The sequence below is a fragment of the Pseudoxanthomonas sp. LjRoot204_2 genome (assembly GCF_056175765.1).
The window spans coordinates 1-1200 of the sequence record NZ_JBGFFG010000687.1 but is presented as its reverse complement, the minus strand read 5'-3'; the positions used below and the strand labels follow the sequence as shown (position 1 = coordinate 1200).

1 protein-coding gene is annotated in these 1200 nt (G+C 64.3%); it reads right to left on the bottom strand.

Translation table 11 applies throughout. The annotated features are described in order from the left end of the window. A partial coding sequence (locus AC04L7_RS19100) for a hypothetical protein (protein WP_475513761.1) occupies positions 1 to 1173 on the bottom strand: 1173 nt, incomplete at its 3' end. Between the last annotated feature and the right edge of the window lie 27 nt (positions 1174 to 1200).

Sequence of the window (1200 nt, the reverse complement as noted above, 5' to 3'; positions counted from 1 at the left end):
GTCGACATTGTTTCCTGCAAACATCCTACGAGCGAAGTCCTCGGGGGAATCATAGGGAGTGCTGAACCACTTGTCCCGATACACCTCACCCACGTGGCCCTGGAGCAGGACCGCGGGCGAAATGCCCGGGCTTCCTCCACCATCCCAGACCGGCAGCATTCCGTCGTAGCGGAAGACCGCTCCAAGTCGCTGCCTGAATATGTCTCCGGAGGAGAAGCTCGCCGGCTTGGGAATGTTGTTGGTGAACTCCGCGCCGATAGCGTCCGCCACGCTACGTCCGACAGCCACGTCTGGGTGGTCAGGGACACCGTTCGAGAAAGCCGAGAGGGTGGTTGGCAGCGGCCCGGTCATGGTGGCCAGAGCGGCGATGGCTCGTGAGTCGCGACCACCCGTGAGCGCCAGATTCACCCTCGCTCCCGTGTCGAACACTGCTCTGAGCGAGGCAGCCATCTCGCCGATCACACGGTCCAGCACCGCCTCCGGGTCCCGTTGAAGTTCTGCCCGCATCTCGCCGCCGTCTTGCCGATTCAGATACGAGAGGGGGCGCTGATGGACCAGGACTCGGCTGTCTTTGACCCCGAGCCAGCCGCCTTGCGGAACGCGACGAATGCCGCTGACGAGGGTGTCCTCGCCCAGCGGCCAGAAGGCGATGGCCTGCCAAGCGAGGCTTCTGAAATCGAAGCCCAAGTGCGGCACCAAAGCCTGAATCAGACGGGGCCGCGTCGCGACGATGCTTGTCCCGTCTGACGCCTGGTGGTAAAAGAGCGGAACCATGGACAGGGGGTCGCTGACGAAGGCCGCGTCATCTCCATCGAAGTGACAGATACCGTAGTCGCCGGCGAGGCGTTCGCGCAGGGTCGGCGAGCCTCCGCCTCTGATCTCGCGGGCGATCGCCTCGGCAGGTAGGAGATGCGCGTCGTCCCGCCCGCGCCTGATCGCGTGGCCTTTGAGGAGGGTGACGGCTCCGTCTCGATCCGTGTGCCTCTGGTCGCCGGCACGATAGAGGTGAGTCGAGCGTGAGAACTGCATGGCTGCCATGCGTCGGTTCGCTGAGACGAACCGCTCCGTGCCTTCAGCGCGATACCCCAGCGCCGCGATCAGGGCAGACGCCCGGTTGTCGACGATCTGCGCAGCCTGGCCGGTCCGATCACTGATGAACACGTAGTCGCTCATTGTTCAGCCACTCCCCATATCTCCGTG